The sequence below is a fragment of the Xanthomonas sp. PPL134 genome, from assembly GCF_040595915.1.
GTDB classification, from domain to species: Bacteria; Pseudomonadota; Gammaproteobacteria; order Xanthomonadales; family Xanthomonadaceae; genus Xanthomonas_A; species Xanthomonas_A indica.
The window spans coordinates 443,542-461,159 of sequence record NZ_JAMDLL010000001.1; the positions used below are offsets into that span (position 1 = coordinate 443,542).

Genomic DNA, 17,618 nt, shown 5'->3' on the forward strand with positions numbered 1-17,618 from the left:
ATCGGCGGGGTGCCGACGCAAGAGGAAACGCGGCGACCGGCGCGGATGTTGACGCGCTGCCTGGGGCGTATTCATGCAGCGGATAGCCAGGCGCGCCGGCGCGCATGCGGGGCGCCGCCCAAGCGTGCATGCTGCAGCGCAACCTGCCCGTGTCGCGTTGCGCGCCTAGAATCGCGGCATTCTCTTTTCGATGTCCGCACGATGAGCCTTCCCGCGTCCCGCGTTCCGTTGCCGCAGACGGACGCCAGTCCCCTGCGTTTCGTCACCGCCGCCAGCCTGTTCGACGGCCACGATGCGGCGATCAACATCATGCGCCGCCTGATCCAGGCGCAGGGCGCCGAGGTGATCCATCTCGGCCACAACCGCAGCGTCGAGGACGTGGTGCGCGCGGCGCTGCAGGAGGACGCCGACGCGATCGCGCTGTCGTCCTACCAGGGCGGGCACGTGGAGTACTTCAAGTACATGGTGGACATGCTGCGCGAGCGCGGCGCCGGCCATGTGCGGGTGTTCGGCGGCGGTGGCGGCACCATCACCCCCGAGGAGATCGCCGAGCTGCAGGCCTACGGCGTGGAGCGCATCTACCACCCCAACGATGGCATGAAGATGGGCTTGGTGGAGATGATCGAGGACGTGGTGGCGCGGGCCGGGCAAGGGCGCGCGGCCGCGGCGGATGCACGCGGCGCGAGCGCGGCCGGCTCCCCGCTGCCGGACATCGACGACGAGATCGGGATCGGTCGGACGCTGTCGGCGATCGAGGATGGGACATTCTCGGAGGCCGAGCTGGCGTTGCTGCGCAAGCAGTGGCAGTCCGGCGCGGCGACCGCGGCCGAGCCGCGCAGCCGACGCACCGCGCCGGTGCTGGGCCTCACCGGCACCGGCGGCGCCGGCAAGTCCTCGGTCACCGACGAACTGCTCAATCGGTTCCTGGCCAGCTTCCCGCAGATGCGCATCGCGGTGGTGTCGGTGGACCCCAGCCGGCGCCGCACCGGCGGTGCGCTGCTCGGCGACCGCATCCGCATGAACGCGCTGCGCAGCCCGCGCGTGTACATGCGCTCGATGGCCACGCGGCGCCAGCACGCCGCCACCAACCGCGTGCTGAAGGACTGCATCGCGCTGTTGAAGGGCATCGGCTACGACCTGGTGATCGTGGAGACCGCCGGCATCGGTCAGAGCGATTCGGAGATCGTCGATCTGGTCGATTTCCCGGTGTACGTGATGACCAGCGACTACGGTGCGCCGAGCCAGTTGGAGAAGATCGACATGCTCGACTTCGCCGAGCTGGTGGTGCTGAACAAGTACGACCGGCGCGGCGCCGAGGACGCGCTGCGCGACGTGCGCAAGCAGTGGCGGCGCAACCGCGCGGCGTTCCAGCTGGAGGACGAGGCGGTGCCGGTGTATCCGACCATCGCCAGTCAGTTCAACGATCCGGGCGTGAGCTGGATGTTCGTCAATCTGTGCCGCCTGCTGCGCGAGAAGCTGGCGACGCAGGTGGAGGCCGCGGCAGGCGCGCCGGGCATGCCGATGCACTGCGACTTCCATCCGCAGCTCGACACCACGCTGAAGGAGCCGCGCGCCACCGTGCTGATTCCCGGCGCGCGCGTGCGCTACCTGGCCGAGATTGCCGAGCAGGGGCGGGCGCTCAATGCCGGCGTGCTGCGCCAGGCCGAAGCGGCCGACCGTGCGCAGGCGTTCTGGCAGGCGCTGCACGCGCTGCAGGATCCGCAGCTGCCGGCGCAACTGGAACTGTATGCGGCGCACGACCTGCTGCCGGCGCCGCGCACGTCCGCCGAGGCGTCCGATGCCGCCGTGGACGCCAGCCTGCTGTTGCTGCGCCAGCGCTACAACGATGCCTTGCAGTCGTTGTCCAGCGAATCGCTGAAGCTGCTGCGCGAGTGGCCGCAACGGCTGAAGTCGATCACCGACCCGGTCACCGAATACGCGGTGCGTGGCAAGCCGATCCGGGTGGAGAACTACCGGCAGTCGCTGAGCCACCAGTCCATTCCGAAGATCGCCGCGCCGCGCTACAAGAGCTGGGGCGAACTGCTGACTTTCCTGGGCAAGGAGAACCTGCCCGGCAGCTATCCGTACACCGGCGGCGTGTATCCGTACCGGCGCACCGGCGAGGACCCGATCCGCATGTTCGCCGGCGAGGGCACGCCCGAGCGCACCAACCGGCGCTTCCACTACCTGAGCGTCGGCCAGCCGGCCGCGCGCCTGTCCACTGCCTTCGACAGCGTCACCCTGTACGGCGAGGACCCGGCGCCGCGCCCGGACATCTACGGCAAGATCGGCAACTCCGGGGTCAACATCCCGACGCTGGACGACATGAAGAAGCTGTATTCCGGTTTCGACCTGTGCGCGCCGACCACCAGCGTGTCGATGACCATCAACGGCCCGGCGCCGATGATCCTGGCGATGTTCATGAACACCGCCATCGACCAGCAGGTGGAGAAGTACCTGAAGGCCGACGCGCAGCGCTGGGCGCAGGCCGAGCAGACCCTGGCGCGGCTGTTCGATGGCCGCGAACGCCCGCGCTATCACGGCGAGTTGCCGCCGGGCAACGACGGCCTCGGCCTGGCTCTGCTCGGGGTCAGCGGCGACCAGTTGGTGGACGCGGCGACCTACGCGCAGATCAAGGCGCAGACCCTGTCCAGCGTGCGCGGCACGGTGCAGGCCGACATCCTCAAGGAGGACCAGGCGCAGAACACCTGCATCTTCAGCACCGAGTTCGCGCTGCGCATGATGGGCGACATCCAGCAGTATTTCGTCGAGCAGAAGGTGCGCAATTTCTACTCGGTGTCGATCTCCGGCTACCACATCGCCGAGGCCGGGGCGAACCCGATCAGCCAGCTCGCCTTCACCCTCAGCAACGGCTTCACCATCGTCGAGTACTACCTGGCGCGCGGCATGCACGTCGACGATTTCGCGCCGAACCTGAGCTTCTTCTTCAGCAACGGCATGGACCCGGAGTACACGGTGATCGGCCGGGTGGCGCGGCGGATCTGGGCGCGGGCGATGCGCGAGCGCTACGGCGGCAACGAACGCAGCCAGATGATGAAGTACCACATCCAGACCTCGGGCCGTTCGCTGCACGCGCAGGAAATCCAGTTCAACGACATCCGCACCACGCTGCAGGCGCTGTACGCGTTGTTCGACAACTGCAACAGCCTGCACACCAACGCCTACGACGAGGCGATCACCACGCCGACCGAGGAGAGCGTGCGCCGTGCGGTGGCGATCCAGATGATCATCAACAAGGAGCTGGGGCTGAACTTCTGCGAGAACCCCTGGCAGGGCAGCTTCATCGTCGAGCAGCTCACCGACCTGGTCGAGGAGGCGGTGTACAAGGAGTTCGAGGCGATCAGCGAGCGCGGCGGCGTGCTCGGCGCGATGGACACCATGTACCAGCGCGGCAAGATCCAGGAAGAGAGCCTGTACTACGAACACAAGAAGCACGACGGCAGCCTGCCGCTGGTCGGGGTCAACACCTTCCTGCCCAAGGAGCACGCCGGCGAGACCGCGACCGAGATCGAGCTGATCCGCTCCACCGAGCAGGAGAAGCACCAGCAGATCGGCAACGTGCAGGACTGGCAGCGGCGCCGCAATGCGCTGGCGCTGGCCGCCGACGGCGCCGGTCTTGGCGCGCTGCAGCGCACCGCACGCGAGCGCCGCAACGTGTTCGCGGCACTGATGGAAGCGGTCAAGACCCATAGCCTGGGCCAGATCAGCCACGCGCTGTACGAGGTGGGTGGCGAGTATCGGCGCAACATGTAGGCGCGGTCGGGCGTCGGCGCTGACGCCGTCGACGCCGGGGCGGCGAGCGTGCCTGCGCGGGTGCCGCGGCAAGGCACCTGCGTGCGTCGCCAGCTTGCGGCCGCTGCCCAGGGGAGCGCATGTTCTTCGCATCGACGAGCGTAGAGGTGACCGATGAAAGCCTGGGCAGCGGGGGTGTTGATGGCGTGCGCGGCGGCGAGCCGGGCCGCGGAACCGGCCGGGGACGGCGCTGCAGGACCGCTGTTCGAAACCGTCGCGGCGCTGGACCAGCGCCTGTTCGACGCCTACAACCGCTGCGATCTGGCGGCGTTCGAGTCGCTGTTCGTGCCGGACGTGGAGTTCTACCACGACACCGGCGGCGTCACCTGGGATCGCGCGAGCGTCGTCGACAGCACGCGCAAATGGATCTGCGGCAAGGTCCGTCGTGCGTTGGTGCCCGGCACGCTGCGGGTCTACCCGGTCAAGGACTTCGGGGCGATCGAGGAGGGGGAGCACCGCTTCTGCGACCTGGCCAGTGGCCGTTGCGAGGGCATCGCCAAGTTCGTGATGGTGTGGCGCCAGGACCCGGACGGGTGGAAGCTCACGCGCGTGCTCAGCTACGGCCACCGCGCGGCCCCCGAGCCGGCGCCGCATTGAACGTGCGCGTGGCGGTCGCCGCCGGGAAGCAGGCGGTCAAGCCCATGCCTGGGCCGGATCAGCCACCTGCCGCACGCAGGGGATGCTGGGTGTCGACGCACGGGCCGGCGGGGTGGTGACGGGCAACGCCGGCACGCCGCTTGCTTGCGACTGGGGAGCGCGATCGCGCGTGTCTCCGACCGCCTGACGGAGGTCGGCCGCCGCATCACGTCGGCGTTGCGCAGAAACCCGCGCGGCGTGCTTGAATGACATGGCGCGCCGCGTGGGCGCGCACCGGTGGCCGGGCGCGGGGACCTGGCGATGTTTTGCGGATGACGACGATCGTGCCGATCATGTGGATTGCCATCAGTGCGGGTGTGCTGGTGCTGGGGGCCGGACTGTGGTGGTGGCTGCGCCGTGGCCATGGCGATGCGGCCGAAGCGCCGCAGGCGCGCACGGCGTTCGAGGGCGCGGGCCAACTCGATGCGCCGGCAGCGCCTGCACGCGCGGCATCGGCTGCGCCTGTGGCCGCAGCGGACCCGGGCATCGACCCATTCGCCGATCCGGCGCTGATCGATCTGGATCCGGTGCCGGATGCGGCGATCCTGGCGCGCCTGTGCGAGCTGGCGTTCGCCGGCCGGCCGGTGAACGCGTCGGCCGCGGCCACGCCGGCGGTCATGGCCGATGCCGCCGCGGTGCTGGCGCGCATCGATGCGCATCCGCGCTACACGCCGCGGCGCCCGCACCTGTTGCCGCAGCTGACCCGTGCGATCAACGATCCGGCCGCCGGCGCCCACGCCATCGCCACGATCCTGGGTCAGGACCCGGCGCTGGCCGGCAACCTGCTGCGCATCGCCAACAGCGTCGTCTACCGCCGCCATCCCGAGCCGATCGAGAACCTGGAGCGGGCGGTGGCCCTGCTCGGCACCGAGGGCCTGCGCCAGATCGTGCTCGCGGCGTTGCTGCAGCCGGTGATCGTCGACGACGGCAGTGTCTTCGGCCGCTGTGCGGCGGTGCTGTGGGAACACACCCTGCTGTCGGCGCACGCCGCCGCGCAGGTGCCGGACCGCGAGGATGCGAACGCCGCGCAATTGCTGGCGCTGCTGTGCGGGCTGGGCGCGGTCGCGGTGGTGCAGGTGCTGCGCGATGTCCACGCACGCCATGCCGAGGCGGCTCCCACGCCGGCGGCGATGACCGAGATGCTGGAGGCCTGGTCGGCGCACTGCGCCAAGGCCATCTCCGCGGACTGGGGGCTGTCGCCGCGCGTGCAGCGCGCGCTGGAGGAGCAGGCCAGCGACGCCGATGTGGCGACCATGAGTGCGCTCGGCCTGGCCCTGCGCCGGCATCGCGCCGCCGCGGCCGCACAGTTGGCGGTGCGCTATCGCCGTTAGGTGGCGCCGTTGCGTGGTCCAGCCAGTGATTGGTCGACACGTGCGGCAGAGCGGCCGGATGCCACAGCGGTGCTCGGCCACCGGGCGATGCGACGGGATGTCGGCGCAGCCGGCAGCGCGAGACAGCATGCGCCGACGCAGGCGCCGATCGCTGTCGTGTCCGCGCTGGCGCCGAGGCTGATCTGCTTGCTGGCGCCGCTGGCGACGATCGCCGTCCATGAAGGTGGCGCCCTGCTGGCGGCGCATGCGCATGCGTGCGCCGCACGGTTTCGGCGTGGCAGGCGGCCGCTCGGTGCCGCGCGGAGCCGGCCATGAGTTCGGCCGGGACAACACGCGGGGTGTGGATGCCATCGCCTTGGCTCAATCGGCTCCTGACAGGCGTGCAGGGCGTGCTGTTGCTGATCGGCGTCTCGGCGATGGCGGTCGGCGCTATCGCCCTGGTCCAGGGTGTCTGGGCACCGGGCATGGTCGAGTTGCCGGTGATCCTGCTCAGTCTTCCGCTGGCGGGCATGGCGACGGTGGCGCTGCACGAGTGTGGCCACGTGCTGGCGGCGCGTGCCGCGGGCATGACCGTCTACCTGATCCATATCGGCCCGCTGCAACTGCATGCGCGCCGCCGTGGCTGGAGGATGCGTTGGCGGCGCGTGCGCCCCGGCCATCCGATCGGCTTCGTGCTGCCCGTGCCGGATCCCTCCCTGTCGCTGTGCCGGCAGTATCGATTGACGATCGTCGGCGGGCCGGCGGCCAATCTGCTGGCGGCGTCGATCGCATGGCTTGCCGCGCGAGGCGCCGGGCTGGACAGCAACCTGGGCGCATTCTGCGTTGGCATCGGCGTCCTCAACTTCGCGGTCGCGCTGATCAATCTGTTGCCGGTGCAGGGCCGGTCGGGCGCAACCGACGGCTTGCAATGGGTGAATGTGGCGCGGTGGCACGAAGCGGATGCCCCGGCGTACGTGCTTGCCGAACTCAATGGGTGGACGTGCAAGGGCGTCACCGCGGACAGGCTGCCGTCGTCCCGCCTGGACGTGCTGGCACGCAGCGATCTGGCCTTGTGCCACAGCTGGTTTGCGTTGAAGGCGGCGCAACAGCGTGGTCAGTGGCGGCAAGCGGCGGAACTGCAACCGCAGATGGAACAGCGCCTCGCGGAAGTGGGGCCCGCTGCCGCGCACTGGGCGACGCTGGTCATGCTGCTGCGGTGCGAATTCGCATTTTCGCGTGCGATGGCAGGAAGCGCCGAGATGGAGATGCTGGAGGCGGGACTGACGGCGGAGGCGGACTGGATCGCTCCTGCGTTGCGCCCGCGCTGCCGGGCATTGATGGCCGTGCGGCACGGCGACGCGGCGGCGGTGCAGGCCTGGTTGCGCGTGGCGGAGGCGGCGGCCGAAGACCAGGTCGATCGTGCCCTGCGGGCCAACGAAGCGGTGCTGCGCGATGCGATCCGTGGACTGCTAAAGGCCGAATGATCCGTTGCTTCGGCACGGTCGACGCCATGCGCCGCTCGCATGACGCGCGGCGCGTTTTCTCGACGTCATGCAGGCGCGATGCGCCCGGCGGGCAGGAGACGGCCTGCCCAGCGGGAGGCCCCGGCTGCACGCATGCAGCCGGCGCGACGGCGGCGTGGCGAGCGCGTCGACCTCAGCGCAGCGGCACGTCGGCGACCTTGTCCTGATAGTCGCGCTTGGGATCGATCCCGAACAGCACCTTGATGCCGGCCATCAGGCTGGAACCATTCAGCCAGATCTGCGCGTGGTCCGGATCCAGGCGCAGCAGCGCCAGCTTCGGATCGTCCTTGCCCTGTTCGTACCAGGCGTCGATGAAGCCGTTCCACAGGCGCTCGATCACCGCCTGGTCGTTGTCCACGCTGAGCGTGCCGCTGATGCTGGCGAACAGGTCGTGGTTCTTGGCGCTGAACGCCGCGATCACCCGCTGGCTCTGCGTCAGCTTCTGCACCAGCGCGTTGTCCTTGGAGGTGAAGAACCAGATCGGGCCGCCGTGATCGCCCTCGAACTGTGCGGTCATCGGGCGGGCGTGGCCGTCCTCGACGCCGTCCAGACCCAGCATCACGGTGCGGTCGGACTTCAATGCCTTCCAGAATTTCTCTTCCAGTTCCTGCGGGCTGGCCATGCGGATCTCCGAGCGGGCGACAGTGCCCGCCTGCACTGTGCCGGGCGCGGCGCGCGCGGTCCGTGACGGGAGGGTGCAGGCGATGTGGAGAGGCAGTGCGCGCGGGTGTCGTAGACAAGTGCTGCGTTGCGACGGGCGATGCGATGCGTATCGAAGCATCGCCTGGATCGGCAGTGCTACTAAGCGACCACGCCCCGCTGTACTTGGCCATCTCCCCGATGGCGGCCGCAGCGTGGCGGACGGACCACGGTTCCGCAGGGAAGGTGTGCCGGTTCCCGCGGTCCACGCCGCGCTTTCCGACAGGACGTTCGCCGATGAGTGCGATTCCCGCGACGCAACCGCTGTTGCCTCCGCAACTGACCCTGGCGATGGCAGCCGCCAGCATCGCCGCGTACGCCGCCTACGAAGGCAAGCCGGTTGTGGCGCCGTCCGACTACCGCCTGGTCGCCCGCTGGTCCGGCTGGGACGGCGATCCGCTGGGTGGCAGCGAGGAACTGTTCGGCCTGCTGTTCCGCTCCACGGTCGCCGCCGGGACCTATCTGTTCGCGTTCCGCGGCACCGACTCGGATCTGGACATCTACGAGGACCTGGACTTCTCCACCACTGCCTTCGTGCCCACCGCCGGCACCGCCACGCCGGTGCCGCAGGTGTCGGCCGGGTTCTACGGCATCTACGACGCCAGGGGCGGCGCCATGCGCGCCTCGATGCGCGCGCAGTTGTTCGCGCTGCTGGAGCACTTCGCGCCGACCCAGGTCTACGTCACCGGGCACAGCCTGGGTGGCGCGCTGAGCCAGCTGTTCTCGCTGGACCTGGCGCTGAGCCGGCCGGCGCTGCCCAGTCGCAACATCAACTTCTGCAGCCCGATGGTCGGCGACGCGAGCTGGGAGCAGGTCTATGCCGCGCATATCGCCGCGGCCGACAGCACGCGCTGCTACAACTACTGGGACTACGTGCCATCGCTGCCGCCGTCCACGTTCGGCTATGCGCCGGTGGGGCAGGCGTTCCGCACCGCCTACGAGGTCAACGGCGCCTGGTTCCCGCACCTGCTGCCACGGCACTCCATCGCCAACATGCAGGTCGTGCTGCAGCATGCGCTGTGGCAGACGCCGCAGGCCTGGAGCGGCACCTTCGCCGACCAGACCGATCCGCAGCGGTTGATGCGCAGCCAACTGCCGCCTACGACGGCGCATCCGCCCTGGGCGGACATGGCGCTGACCGCGCGTGCGGCCGAGCAGGCGCTGGGTTTTCCGGAAAATGCGCCAGCGCCACCAGCGCCACCAGCGCTGCCAATGGCCACGCCGTGAGTTAGGGGGCGCCTGGCGGAATGCCGGTGTGCCCGGGAACCGAGTGGCGCCGCTGAGGGCGCCACGCTGTTGGCAACCTGCATCGCCTCCGCAAGGAGTTCGCCATGGCCTCGTTCGACCTGTATCTCCCGCAGTTGCTGCGCTTCGAAGGCGGCTTCGTCGACGATCCCAACGATCCGGGCGGCGCCACCAACTACGGCATCAGCCTGGCCACCTTCCAGCGTGATGCGCAGACGCTGCTGGGCGAGGCGCCGACCCTGCAGGCCTTGCGCGCGCTGACCGTGCAGCAGGCCGCGGCCATCTACAAGCAGGCGTACTGGGACCGGATCGGCGCCGACCGGATCGCCTCGCAGACGCTGGCCGAACTCGTGTTCGATTTCTACGTCAACGCCGGCAACGTGGCGATCGAGTTGTTGCAGCGCATCCTGCAGCAACTGGGCGCGACGCAACTGGTGATCGATGGAGAGATGGGGCCGACCACATTGGCCGCCCTCGCCACGGCCGACGCGGCGCAGGTGTATGCGCAGTACCGGCAGCAGCGGATCGCCTACTACCAGCGCCTGGTGGCGGAGCGTCCGGCCGACGCCGAGTTCCTGGCCGGTTGGCTGCGCCGCGCGGAATGGTTTCCGCCGAGCCTGCCGGCGGATGCGTCGCCACCGCCGCAGACCGCGCAGGCCGGGACCGCCTGAGCGGTCGCGCGCCGCGCCACGCGTGTACGGTGCGTGCATCTGCGTTTCACCGCTTGCGCATGCCGCGCTGGCTAGTCTCCCGGGCAAGCGTCGGCCGTTGCCGGTGCCACCGCACGCCGCTACGGCGTGCGCCTGTCCTCGTTTCGGGAAGACCGCATCATGATCAAGTGGGCCATCATCATCGCCATCATCGGACTCATCGCCGGCGCGCTCGGCTTCAGCGGCGTGGCGGGCGCAGCGATGGGCGTCGCCAAGTTCCTGTTCTGGGCCGGCATCGCCATCGCCCTGGTGCTGTTCGTGCTGGGCACGATGCTGGCCAAGAAGGTCAGTTGAGCCCAAGATCGGGCAGGTCGCGTTGAGCAGACGCGGCCTGCAGGCGGATAGACGCAGGCGCCACGGTGGCCGGCAGCCACCTGCTGTGCCGCCATCGCCCTAGGCGTCGCTGGCGGTATCGGTGTCGTTCTGCGCGGCGGCATCGTCGGATGCCGGTTTGGCCGCTGCGGCGCGCGCTTCACGCTTGCGCGCTTCTTTTTCTTCCTGCTGTTTCTTCTTGGCCAGCTCGCGCTGACGTTTCTCGAAGGAGTAGTTGGGCTTGGCCAATGCGCATCTGCCGGTGAGGGGAGTGCGCCGAGTGTAGCTGGTGTGCGCCATCGGCGTGCGAAACGGACAGGCCGCCCGTGTGAGACGGCCTGTCCTAGGCGCAGGTGCGGGAGTACGGCCCTCCCGGACCTTGGCTTACGGGCTCAGATACTGCTGGATCGACGAATACACGTCGGCAAAGCGCGAGTAGTAGTCGGGATCGCTCGGTGCGCTGCAGTACGAGGTGCCGCCATACAGGCCGCCGCGCAATTGGTAGGCGCCGCTGCTGTTGACGGTGAACAGGCCGGAGCCGGACGAGCCGCCTTCGGTGACGCCGGTGCTCCACTGCACGCGGTACAGCGGCGACTTGCCGTCGATGGAGCTGGACAGCGCGGTGACCTTGCCCAGCGAGTACTTCTTGACGTCGCCAGCGGGGTGGTGGATGCCTTCGATCGCGGTGCCGGTCGAGCCGATCGCCGAGCTGCTCCAGCCCGCATAGAACGCGCCGCTGGGCGGAGTGCTCTTCAGCTCCAGCAGCGAGGTGTCGCGGGTGGTGTTGGCATGGCGCAGGTAGGCGCCGCCACCGAGCGTGGTGTAGTTGGAATTGACCGTGGAGCCGCCGCAGGTGGTGGCGTCGTAGAACCAGTAGGTCTGCAGCGTGTTGGCCACGGTCTGGGTGCTGATGCAGTGCGCCGCCGTCCAGAACAGCGGCTTCTTGGGCGAGTTGCTGTTGTTGAGCAGGGTGCCGGTGCACAGGTAGGTGCTGCCGCCGCTGGTGAAGGTCATGCGCGCCACCGATTTGGCCGCCGAGGTGAAGCCGGAGGTCGGACTGGCGCGGCAGACGATGTCGCGCTCGCACGAATCGCTCTCGCCGATCATCGGCCGCATCATCGTGTCGCTGGCGACCGGGCTGATGTCCAGGTGCGACAGCTGCGGGATCTTCAGTGCGAAGCTCTGCGGATACTGGCCCGCCGGCAGTTCGATCTCCACCACCATGCGCGCGCCGGCGATCACCGCCGACCAGCCGGGCTGGCTGCCGGCGAAATCGGCGCCGCTCTGCTGGAACACACGGCCATCCTCGCCGGCGAAGCGCAGCGTCGCCTTGCCCGGATCGCCGGGCTGGGCGCCGCTGCCGCTGAGCTGCAGCGCCGCGCGCAGCGCCTGCGCGTTGGTCGAGACGATTTCGAAACTGGTGACCTGGGCGCCATTGGGCAGGGTCTGCCAACGCAGGCGACGCAGGTTGATCTCGGGCTTGGCGACGTCGCGGGAAAAGCCGATCTGCAGCGGCTGGCCGTTCTTGACCTGTTGCCCGCGCGCCTGCTTCATCGCCGCGGCCTTGCTGCTGTCGGGTGCGGCCAGTTCGATCAGGCGCGGCGCGTGCGCGCTGCCCGGGGTGAGGCTGCGCAGTTCCGCGCCACCGAGTGCGGCGGCATCCGGGCGCGCTTCGACCGGGGCGGAGTCCATCTCGGCTGCTGGGGGAGTGGCAGCCATGGCGACGGGGGACATGCCGGCAATGCCGGCCAGCAATGCCAGATACAACGCATGCTTGCGATTCATCGATCTTCCTTCTGCGAAGAGGGACGAGACCATCCGGCAGGGGACCGGATGCCGTTGCACCCGAGTTCAGGGTGCCTGCCGAGGCTACGGACGACGCCACGATGATTGCGTGCCAGGCGTCACGCTCGGGAGGCCGGTTTCGTAGACAGCTGCTCACATTGCGTGTGATGGCGGGTTATGCGCGACGCATAAAAAAGCCTCCCCTGCTTGTGCAGGAGAGGCGATGCGATCCGCGTGATGCGACGCCGTGGGCGCTCAGCGGCGCCGGTTTGACGGCACGAACTTGTACAGCTTGTTGACGCCGGTGCCGAAGTTGAAGCGGCTGTAGCCGGCGCCCCAGTACACCGCGCCATCGACGATCGCCGGTGCGCTGGACACCGAACCGCCGGCATCGAAGCTCCACAGGGTGGCGCCGGTCTTGGCGTCGAGCACGGTCATCGCGCCGGACATCGAACCGGCATAGACCAGGCCTGGCGACGCGGCCAGCGGGCCGCGGCCGCCGGCGCCGAACGCGGTCTGCACCGGGTCGGTGCCCGGCACCTTGACCTGCCAGAGGATCTTGCCGCTGGCCGCATCCAGCGCGGCCCAGGAGCCGGCATTCCAGGTCTCGGTGTTGCCCGGCGCCAGGGTGTAGGGCGTGTGCTCGTTGTTGTTGATGGCCACGTACACGCGCGCGGCGAACGGATCCACCGACGAGCCCCATTCGATGCCGCCGGCGGTGCCGCCCGGGCCCACCTGGGTCGACCACACGGTCTGCCCGCTGTCGGCGTCGAATGCCCAGTAGACGCCGCTCTTCTGCCCGGCACCGACCAGCGCCTGCGGCTTGCCGTTGCGGATCACCGTGAACAGGTTGGCGCCGCCGCCGCTGAAGTCGTAGTCCGGTCCCTGCGGGTCCTGGCACAGGCCGTTGGTCGGCGCCACCAGGCACGACAGCGACCAGGCGTCGGCGCCCTGCAGGCGGCGCGTCCACACCGGCTTGCCGCTGCGCATGTCCAGCGCCAGCACCGAGTCGACGTAGTTGTCCGGCGCCATGCACGCCAGTTGCGCGGTCTTGTCGCCGTTGGCGTTCTTGACGCAACTGGCCACGTCGGTCGGCACCGAGTAGTTGTTGCCGGTGGTGGCGTAGACGCGCTGGCGCAGCGGATCGATCGCCAGCGTGCCCCACACCGACGCACCGGTGTAGCCCTCCGGCGCGGTGCGGAAGCTCCACAGCAGCTTGCCGGTCTTCAGGTCCAGTGCGGCGACGCTGCCGCGGAAGGTGTACTTGTAGCCGGCGCTCAGCCCGCCCCAGTCGCCCGAGGAGACGCCGACGTACACGCGGTCGCCGTAGATCACCGGCGAGGCGGTGATGCGCGCCTGCGGGTTGGATTCGACCAGGGTCTTCCACAGCAGTTTGCCGGTGGTCTTGTCGATCGCCAGCACGGTGCCGCTGGCCTGGTCGCCGACCAGGACGCTGTCGCGCGCGATCGCCGGGCTGTTGCGCGACAACGAACCGGCGATGCCGGTGTAGTCGGACAGCTTCACCTGCCACACCGCCTTGCCCAGGTCGGTGTCGATGCGATACAGCTGGCCGCCCCAGTCGGGCACGTACAGCGCCGTGCCCTGCACGGTCGGCGTGGCTGACACGTCGCCTTGGGTGGTGAAGGTCCACGCGGTCTTCAGGCGCGCCGCGTTGAACGGGGTGATCTGCCATTCGCCGGGCGCGAAGCGGGTGTTGAGGAAGCCGCCGCCGGCGCTGTCCCAGAGGCTGTGCGTGGCGAACGGCGTGCCGCCGGAGAAGGTGCTGCGCCATTGTGCGCTGGCGGCGGTGGTGTCGGTCGTCGCCGCTGCGGTGCCTGCGGACTGCGCCATCGCCATTGCGCTGAACATCAAGCCGGGAATCAACGCCAGCCGCAGGCGGGAGTGGTTCTGGTGTGCATCACGCGTTTTCATGGATGTCCTTCGGGCTTGGGAGTGAGGATCCCCCCGTCACGTCCGCGGCCATCCTAGAAGTGGAAATCCTTGCGTGTCATGTACTTACGAAAAAGTTAGGGCGCTCGCAAAAGGTTGCGGCGATAGCGAAAAACAATGGCGACGGCATCGCCCTGTCATCGTGTCGGCATCCACGTGACGCAGGTCGGGCCATGGTGCGATGGCGGTCGCGGCCGTGCGTTGCACTGCATCGTCAGGTCGCAGCGCGACGTGCCGACGTAGCGCGTGGCGATATGTGCTGTCGATCCTGAGCGCAGGATTCGACGCGTGAGCGCGGACTGAATCGCGGTGCAGCGCGAGGGGCCTGGCGCTGCCGCTGCGGCGATGCCGCATGGCCGATGCGCGCGCTTGGTTACACTGTGCGATCACGTTGTCCACACAAGGAATGCCTCGATGAAATGCCCCTCGCTGTTGTCCCTCGCCATCGCGCTGTGCGCCACGGCCGCCGGTGCCGTGCAGGCGGCAACGCCGGCGTCCACCGCCGCGCTGGAGGGCAAGGTTGATGCGCTGTACACGCGTGCCCCGGACACGCTCAAGCCCGACGAAGTGAAGGCGATGCAGCAGCGCCTGCTGGACTGGGCGCAATTGCAGCGCTATCGCGCCGACAATGCCGCGCTGCCGGCGCCGGCAGCGGACGCACCGCGCGTGGTCTTCTATGGCGATTCCATCACCGACGCGTGGGGCCGCCGCGAAGGCACCACGTTCTTCCCCGGCAAGTCCGCCTACGTCAACCGCGGCATTTCCGGACAGACCACCGCGCAGATGCTGGTGCGCTTCCGCCAGGACGTGATCGACCTGAAGCCGGCGGTGGTGGTGATCCTGGCCGGCACCAACGATCTGGCCGGCAACACCGGGCTGTCCACGCTGGAGATGATCGAGGACAACCTGCGCTCGATGACCGAGCTGGCCCAGGCCCACCACATCAAGGTGGTGCTGGCCTCGGTGCTGCCGGTCACCGACTATCCGTGGCGGCCGGGCCTGCAGCCGGCGCCGAAGGTGCGTGCGCTCAATGCCTGGATGCAGCAGTACGCGCAGCAGCAGGGCGCGGTGTACCTGGATTACTACAGCAAGCTGAGCAACCGCGACGGCGGCATGGACAAGACCGTGGCCATCGATGGCGTGCACCCCAACAACGCCGGCTATGCGGTGATGGCGCCGCTGGCCGAGCAGGCGATCCAGCGCGCGCTCGCGCAGCCCTGATCCACCGCGCGCGCTCTCGCCCCTCTCCCCCGGGAGAGGGGTTGGGGTGAGGGTAGGGCGCGCTGGCAATGATGATCGTCGCCGCAGCACCCGCAACCGCTCAGAACTGCTCGCCCTCCGGCAGATAACGCCATTCGCCCGGCGCCAGCTTGCCCAGCGGGATGCGGCCGATGCGCAGGCGGCGCAGCCCGCTCACCTCCAGCCCGACCTGCGCGCACATGTCGCGCAACTGGCCCGGGTGCACGTGCTTGATCGCAAAGCGCAGGCGCTGTTCGCTCTGCCAGCTGACCTTGCACGGCGGCAGCGTGCGCTGTCCATGGCGCAGGCCATGCGCGAGCCGGTGCAAGCCATAGGGCTGCAACGTGCCGCTGACCTCCACCACGAACTCCTGCTCCAGCGTGGCCGCGTCCTCGCTCAGCCGCCGCAGCACGCGGCGGTCCTGGCTCAGCACCAGCAGTCCGCTGGCTTCGGTTTCCAGTGGCAGCGGCATGCTCAGGCGCAGGAAATGGCGCTTGAGCACACGCACGTCGCTGGCATCCAGCGCGCTGCGGTGGGCGGGCGTCGCCAGCGCGAGCGCCTCTTCGGCGCGCATGCCGGCCGGCTTGTGCAGCAGCAGGGTCACCGCCTGTGCCGGGCCGAGTTGCGCGTCAGGCGCCAGCGTCACCTGCTGGGTGGTGATCGGCGTCTGCGGTTCCTCGACCACCACGCCGTCCACGCTGACCCAGCCGCCTTCGATGTACTGCTGTGCCTCGCCGCGCGAACACGGCAGCAGGGCGGCGAGATGCTTGTCGAGACGGACGGGGCTGGACATCGGCGGTGCGGCGATCGGTCGGGGGCGCAGTGTACGGGCGTCGCGGGGGCGCTGCCACGCAGCGGTGTCAGCGCTCGGCCAGTTCCAGCTGGGTCAGGTACAGGCGCAGGTCGAACTCCAGCCGGTGGTAGTCCGGCACCATGTGCGCACACAGCTGGTAGAAGGCCTTGTTGTGCGCGCTCTCCTTCAGATGCGCCAGTTCGTGGGCGACGATCATCGGCAGGAACGCAGCCGGCGCATCGCGGAACACGCCGGCGATGCGGATCTCGCGGCTGGCCTTGAGCTTGCCGCCCTGTACCCGCGACACCGTGGTGTGGGTGCCCAACGCGTGCTTCACCGCCTGCAGGCGGTTGTCGTAGATCACCTTGTGCAGCGGCTCGGCGCTGCGCATGCAGCGGTCCTTCAGTGCCTGGGTGTAGTCGTACAACTGGCGATCGGTGCGCACCGCATTGGCCTCGGGGTAGCGGCTGCGCAGCCAGTCGCCCAGGCGCTGGCGCGCGATCAGCTCGCGCACCTGGTCCAGGACCTGGGGCGGGTAGCCGACGAGATAGCGCAGGGTGTCCATGCCGCCACCTTAGCGTGCCGTGCGCTGCACGCGCACCCGTCGCATGCCTGGGCCTTCGCGGGCGGCCGCCGGCGCTGCGGGTATCATGCGGCTTCCGAATCCGAGTCCGTGGACGCTTCCGATGCGCAATCCCCTGCAGGAGCAACTGCTCAAGGCCGGCCTGGTGAAGAAGAGCCAGGTGGCGCAGGTCGCGCGCGAGCAGGCCAAGGCGCGCCAGGGCAAGACCCCGCCGCCGCCCAGCGCCGAGCAGCGCGAGAGCGAGCGGTTGCGGCAGGAGCGGGTGGAGCGCGACCGCGCGCTGTCCGCCGAACGCAACGCGCAGGCGCGTGCGCAGGAGCAGCGTGCGCAGGCGCGGCAACTGGTCGAAAGCCACAAGCTCAAGGCCGACGGCGAGATCGACTACCACTTCACCGATGCCGGCAAGATCCAGCGGCTGCGCGTGGATGCGGCGCTGCGCACGCAGCTGATCGCCGGCAGCGTGGTGATCGCGCGGCTGGAGGCCGGCTACGTGCCGATCCCGCGTGCGGTGGTGGACAGGATCGTCGCCCGCGATCCGGCGACCATCGTGTTCGATGCGCTGGCGGCAACGCCGGCCAGCGGCGAGGACGATCCCTACTACAGCCAGTTCCAGGTGCCGGACGATCTGATCTGGTGACGCCGGCCGTCCATCGGCGCCGCATGAATGTCCCGGAAAAGTGAAGCCGACGTGCATTGCATTCGCCGGGGGCGGCCGCATCATCCAGACAGGGCAACAGTGCGGAGACGACCATGGCCACTGGGTGGGCAGGCGACGGCGCGGTGCAGGACCAGATCGATGCGACCGTCGAGGATGCGATCAAGCGGGCGCGCAGCCAACTGCCGCAGGGCCCGGGACTGAGCCACTGCGAGGACTGCGATGCGCCGATTCCCGAGGCGCGACGCAAGGCGGTGCCGGGCGTGCGCCTGTGCGTGGCTTGCCAGGACGCGCAGGACCGCGCGCAGCACGAGCACAGCGGCTACAACCGCCGCGGCAGCAAGGACAGCCAGTTGCGTTGACGC

The 17,618-nt window shown here is 69.2% G+C and carries 16 protein-coding genes; 10 read left to right on the forward strand and 6 right to left on the reverse strand.

Annotation, left to right across the window (positions count from 1 at the left end; genetic code table 11):
* The first annotated feature begins 201 nt into the window (after positions 1-201).
* The 4 genes from M3U25_RS01965 (at position 202) to M3U25_RS01980 (ending at position 7,243) form a co-directional block, all read left to right on the forward strand.
* The gene (locus M3U25_RS01965; RefSeq protein ID WP_355495402.1) at positions 202-3,774 is read left to right on the forward strand and encodes a methylmalonyl-CoA mutase family protein; all 3,573 of its coding nucleotides are present in this window, start codon (positions 202-204) and stop codon (positions 3,772-3,774) included.
* Between the two features lie 153 nt (positions 3,775-3,927).
* Entirely contained in the window at positions 3,928-4,410 is a 483-nt protein-coding gene (locus M3U25_RS01970) for a nuclear transport factor 2 family protein (protein WP_355495399.1), read from the forward strand.
* 311 nt (positions 4,411-4,721) lie between these two features.
* The gene (locus tag M3U25_RS01975) at positions 4,722-5,780 is read left to right on the forward strand and encodes an HDOD domain-containing protein (protein WP_242156578.1); all 1,059 of its coding nucleotides are present in this window, start codon (positions 4,722-4,724) and stop codon (positions 5,778-5,780) included.
* Between the two features lie 389 nt (positions 5,781-6,169).
* Entirely contained in the window at positions 6,170-7,243 is a 1,074-nt protein-coding gene (locus tag M3U25_RS01980; protein ID WP_355495393.1) for a M50 family metallopeptidase, read from the forward strand.
* Between the two features lie 172 nt (positions 7,244-7,415).
* On the opposite strand, the gene M3U25_RS01985 is transcribed toward M3U25_RS01980, so the two are convergent.
* Complete coding sequence (locus M3U25_RS01985) at positions 7,416-7,904, reverse strand: pyridoxamine 5'-phosphate oxidase family protein (RefSeq protein ID WP_152237959.1); 489 nt, start codon at positions 7,902-7,904, stop codon at positions 7,416-7,418.
* A 314-nt stretch (positions 7,905-8,218) separates the two neighbouring features.
* Here M3U25_RS01985 and M3U25_RS01990 point away from each other — a divergent pair, with 314 nt between their 5' ends.
* From M3U25_RS01990 to M3U25_RS02000, 3 genes are all read left to right on the forward strand, one after another.
* The gene (locus M3U25_RS01990) at positions 8,219-9,208 is read left to right on the forward strand and encodes a lipase family protein (RefSeq protein ID WP_355495389.1); all 990 of its coding nucleotides are present in this window, start codon (positions 8,219-8,221) and stop codon (positions 9,206-9,208) included.
* Positions 9,209-9,312: 104 nt separating this feature from the next.
* Positions 9,313-9,897, forward strand: a complete 585-nt coding sequence (locus tag M3U25_RS01995; protein WP_355495385.1) for a glycosyl hydrolase 108 family protein — start codon at positions 9,313-9,315, stop codon at positions 9,895-9,897.
* 159 nt (positions 9,898-10,056) lie between these two features.
* Positions 10,057-10,230 (forward strand): DUF1328 family protein, encoded by a 174-nt coding sequence (locus M3U25_RS02000; protein ID WP_160948036.1) that lies wholly within the window; start codon positions 10,057-10,059, stop codon positions 10,228-10,230.
* Positions 10,231-10,329: 99 nt separating this feature from the next.
* Here the strand turns inward: M3U25_RS02000 and M3U25_RS02005 are convergent, their stop codons facing one another.
* The 3 genes from M3U25_RS02005 to M3U25_RS02015 all read right to left on the reverse strand — a co-directional run bounded on the left by M3U25_RS02005 (position 10,330) and on the right by M3U25_RS02015 (position 13,890).
* Positions 10,330-10,497, reverse strand: coding sequence for a hypothetical protein (locus M3U25_RS02005; protein ID WP_242156586.1), 168 nt, complete (start codon positions 10,495-10,497; stop codon positions 10,330-10,332).
* A 135-nt stretch (positions 10,498-10,632) separates the two neighbouring features.
* Entirely contained in the window at positions 10,633-12,033 is a 1,401-nt protein-coding gene (locus M3U25_RS02010; RefSeq protein WP_355495380.1) for a serine protease, read from the reverse strand.
* A gap of 255 nt (positions 12,034-12,288) precedes the next feature.
* Complete coding sequence (locus tag M3U25_RS02015) at positions 12,289-13,890, reverse strand: PQQ-binding-like beta-propeller repeat protein (protein ID WP_355496337.1); 1,602 nt, start codon at positions 13,888-13,890, stop codon at positions 12,289-12,291.
* Between the two features lie 507 nt (positions 13,891-14,397).
* On the opposite strand from M3U25_RS02015, the gene M3U25_RS02020 reads away from it, so the two are divergent.
* Complete coding sequence (locus M3U25_RS02020; protein ID WP_242156589.1) at positions 14,398-15,204, forward strand: SGNH/GDSL hydrolase family protein; 807 nt, start codon at positions 14,398-14,400, stop codon at positions 15,202-15,204.
* A gap of 100 nt (positions 15,205-15,304) precedes the next feature.
* Here M3U25_RS02020 and M3U25_RS02025 read toward each other — a convergent pair whose 3' ends face one another.
* A complete protein-coding gene (locus M3U25_RS02025; RefSeq protein WP_355495377.1) occupies positions 15,305-16,015 on the reverse strand; it encodes an rRNA pseudouridine synthase in 711 nt (236 codons plus the stop codon).
* Between the two features lie 67 nt (positions 16,016-16,082).
* Positions 16,083-16,580: a YgjP-like metallopeptidase domain-containing protein gene (locus M3U25_RS02030; protein WP_242156592.1), complete on the reverse strand. Its 498-nt coding sequence runs from the start codon at positions 16,578-16,580 to the stop codon at positions 16,083-16,085.
* 121 nt (positions 16,581-16,701) lie between these two features.
* Between M3U25_RS02030 and M3U25_RS02035 the strand changes: the two genes are divergently transcribed.
* Both M3U25_RS02035 and M3U25_RS02040 read left to right on the forward strand, forming a co-directional pair.
* Positions 16,702-17,235: a DUF2058 domain-containing protein gene (locus M3U25_RS02035; RefSeq protein ID WP_242156593.1), complete on the forward strand. Its 534-nt coding sequence runs from the start codon at positions 16,702-16,704 to the stop codon at positions 17,233-17,235.
* 113 nt (positions 17,236-17,348) lie between these two features.
* Positions 17,349-17,615, forward strand: coding sequence for a DksA/TraR family C4-type zinc finger protein (locus M3U25_RS02040; protein WP_010342319.1), 267 nt, complete (start codon positions 17,349-17,351; stop codon positions 17,613-17,615).
* Positions 17,616-17,618 lie beyond the last annotated feature (3 nt).